The organism is Psychrobacter sp. T6-1 (assembly GCF_052258445.1).
Genome location: NZ_JBQQFC010000247.1, coordinates 1 through 3,702, shown reverse-complemented (window position 1 = coordinate 3,702; position 3,702 = coordinate 1). Strand labels below are relative to the sequence as shown.

Sequence of the window (3,702 nt, the reverse complement as noted above, 5' to 3'; positions counted from 1 at the left end):
GCTTTTTTGGTTTTAGGCATTTAGATTTTCAAACAATATCTCATGCATTTAGACCTTATATTCTAACGCACTTAAACGTTTATCTTCACTGACTTGCTCCAAAATCGTCAGCTCTTCTTCAATTAAGGTGAGCATATCTTGTACATGTGGTAAGCGCTTGCTACAGGCAGTAATGCAGAACTCGATTCTATCGAGGTAGCTTGCAAGCGTAATATTCAGCGCTTGCCCATTGACCAAGATGGACGCCGGATACAGAGCTTTTAGCAAAGCGCCATTCCAATAGAGCTCTTTTTTGGAACCTGGTACGTTAGAGATAATCAGGTTAAAGGCTTGTTTTTTGGGGAATAAACCTGTGAGGGTGTTCAGCCCCTGCCAAGCATAGGCAATGGCGCTGTAGTTGATGACCTGCGCCTTATTCATACGACGAAAGCGGCGCTTGCCACTGTTCATACTGTCATGAATCAGTTGTAAGCGTTTGGCAGGGTCTTCTAAATGAGTACCTAGGTTTGCCATCAAAAACGATATTTGGTTGCCAGAGGCACTCTCATCTCCGCGCAGTGACATCGGCACAAAGGCGATCAAAGGTTTTTTCGGTAGTGCTTTTAGATCGAGTAAATAACGTCTGAGCGCACCTGAGCAAACTGCAAGCACCACATCATTAACGCTGATATCAAATTGCTCAGCTATAGTCTCAAAGCGGCGTATATCATAAGACTGCGCTGCAATACGGCGCGAGGCTGAGATACGGTGGTTAAGAATGCTCTTTGGCGCGTCAAAAGTGCCGACATAATCCTCATCACCGCTGTGCTTAAAATTGTCCATAAGCTCTGTAAATACAGGCTTGATGGTTGATAGCTGCTCTTTGATTATGCGCCTAGTTGAGGGCACCTCTGAGATGAGCTTATCTTTATCATTGCTGCGCGTAACCATCGACCATATAGGCAAAGATACTGGGTCATTTGGTGATTGAGACAAGGTCTTTTGCACAATGCGCATCGCTGCAATACCATCAACCAATGAGTGGTGAATCTTGATGTATAAAGCAAAACGGCCAGGCTGTCCTTCAGACTCAGGCAAAATACCTTCGATTACATGACATTCCCAAAGCGGCATGGCGCGATCAAGTAAGCGGCTATGCTCTTTTGAAACGTACATAAGTAGCTCGCGGACGCGGCCAGGGCTTGGTAGAGCAACGTGACGAAAATGATGCTCGACATCGAACTCATCATCCTCTTTCCAAAACAGCAAGTTCTCTAGTACCTGATTAAAAGGAAAGCTTGGCGGGACGGTTGAGGTTTGCATTTGCTGCACAAGGTTATAGACAAAGTCACTGTCTGAGTCTTGCTCATCCTCTGGCAATTCAAATAAAAATAAACCACCGACATGCATCGGCTGTCGGCGCGACTCTAAAAGTAAAAACAACTGGTCGACGGCTGTCATTAGTCGCATGATAAATCCTTTTATGGCGATAGGTAATAGGCTATAGCGTTATGATAACTATAGCGTAAAAATAGTCAAACGGGTATAGATAAAAAAGTAGCTAAGGGTCACACATCGTTGCTTAAAAAGTAATAGTGACACGATAAATATCGGCTTTTGCTATGATTAAGCGCAGCTTAAAACAAAATGCTATTATAACAAACTTGCAAGCACGTACCGCTGGTAATTATTTACTTATGCGTTTTATCTTTGCTTTGATTTTTACTCTTATTATCAGGTCGTTTTTATGATGCAGCTGCCATACAGTTTTGCCAAACGTCATCAGCTTTTGATCATGCTAGCCATTGATCCTCAGTTACCGCCAACTTTGGTACTGACCAAAGCTACGCCTTTGTCTGCGATTAATGAAGCCATGCGTTTTTTGCAGCAGCAGGGCGTGCGTAGCATACCGACTTACGAGAGTATCGATAGCGACAACTTTGAAAAAAGACTCAATGCGGTTTATGCCAATAATACTGGTGAATCACAGCACATCGCCGCAGGTTTGGAGGATCATCCTGATCTTGATAGCTTGGCTGATAGCGTCCCTGAAACCGAAGATTTGATGGACTCTCAAGACGATGCACCGATCATTCGCCTGATTAACGCACTGCTTTCTGAAGCCATTCGCTTGAGCGCCTCAGACATTCATATCGAAACCTTTGAGAAGCGCTTGGTCGTTCGTTTTCGCGTCGATGGCGAGCTCAAAGAGATTATTACCCCAAAACGGCAATTAGCGCCGCTTTTAGTCTCACGTATCAAGGTTATGGCCAAGCTTGATATCGCCGAAAAACGGGTGCCGCAAGATGGTCGTATTAGCTTGCGCTTAGCAGGACGCGAGGTCGATGTGCGGGTATCCACCCTGCCATCAAGCTTTGGTGAGCGCGTGGTCATGCGTCTGCTTGATAAGCAAGCAGGACGATTAAACATGACCTATCTGGGGCTCTCAGATAATGACTACAGCGAGCTTAAACGGCTGATTCATCGCCCGCACGGTATTATCCTCGTCACAGGACCGACCGGTTCGGGTAAGACAACGACGCTATATTCAGCGCTCACTGATCTAAACGATCAGACGCGTAATATCTTGACCGCAGAGGATCCTATTGAGTTTCAATTGGACGGTATTGGGCAGACGCAGGTCAATAGCAAAGTCGATATGACCTTTGCCAAAAGCCTGCGGGCGATGCTACGCCAAGATCCTGATGTGGTGATGGTCGGTGAGATCCGTGATATTGAGACCGCTGAGATTGCGGTACAAGCATCACTTACGGGGCATTTGGTGCTCTCAACTCTGCATACCAATACCGCGATTGGCGCGGTCACGCGTTTGCAAGACATGGGCGTTGAGCCGTTCTTATTATCATCATCTTTAATTGGCGTAGTGGCACAGCGCCTGGTTCGTACGTTATGCACCCACTGTCATACATGGCAGGCAGCTGACAGTGAGCAGGCCAAACTCTTTAATGAGATTGACATAAGTTTAAGCGTGCCTGATGGCGTCATTAGCTTACCAAAACCTGTTGGCTGTGATAAATGCAATCAGTCTGGCTTTAAGGGACGTACCGCGATATATGAAGTGGTGCCTGTCGATGATGCACTACGCCGAATGATCCATAGCAATACTGCAGAGTATGCGCTGGAGTCTTACGCCCGCCTGCAAACGCCATCGATCCGCGCAGATGGTTTGCACAAAGTAATAGCAGGGCGGACAACGTTAGAGGAGGTATTGCGAGTGACCAAAGAGAGTGCATCTACTGATGAGGGTTTGTTGGTATAAAATAAGCAGGCAAACGCGCCCATCTATTCAGCGCGTTTTATAATTTTGCCAAGTAGCTTAGCTTAGATTATTTGCTTGATTTGGACTGCTTAACTTAAAGTGCCTAGCTATAGAGCTATAGAGCTATAGAGCTATAGAGCTATAGAGCTATAGAGCTATTTTGCAGCGATACATTCGATCTCAACACTAGCGCCTGCTGCTAGATCCGCTACGCCAAAAGCGGAGCGCGTAGGATAAGGTTTGGCAAGCTCAGCTTTATATACCTCATTAAAATCAGCAAAATCATCCATATCTGTGAGCATAGCTAGACACTTAACGATATCTGATTTTTGATAGCCATACGTTAGCAAGGTCGTGTTGATATTGTTCAAGGCTTGCTTGGTCTCAGCTTTGATACCGCCTTTGACCAGCTGACCGTCTTTAAAGCCGATCTGACCTGACAT

3 protein-coding genes are annotated in these 3,702 nt (G+C 45.8%); 1 reads left to right on the top strand and 2 read right to left on the bottom strand.

The window, feature by feature from the left end:
• Positions 1-48: 48 nt before the first annotated feature.
• Positions 49-1,449: a WS/DGAT/MGAT family O-acyltransferase gene (locus ACTXGO_RS11040; RefSeq protein ID WP_435950159.1), complete on the bottom strand. Its 1,401-nt coding sequence runs from the start codon at positions 1,447-1,449 to the stop codon at positions 49-51.
• Positions 1,450-1,726: 277 nt separating this feature from the next.
• Here ACTXGO_RS11040 and gspE point away from each other — a divergent pair, with 277 nt between their 5' ends.
• On the top strand, positions 1,727-3,259 hold the full coding sequence (gspE, locus tag ACTXGO_RS11035; protein ID WP_443542361.1) for a type II secretion system ATPase GspE: 1,533 nt from the start codon (positions 1,727-1,729) through the stop codon (positions 3,257-3,259).
• Positions 3,260-3,414: 155 nt separating this feature from the next.
• Here gspE and ACTXGO_RS11030 read toward each other — a convergent pair.
• Positions 3,415-3,702 (bottom strand): RidA family protein (locus ACTXGO_RS11030; RefSeq protein WP_443574510.1); only part of this gene is annotated, 288 nt, incomplete at its 5' end.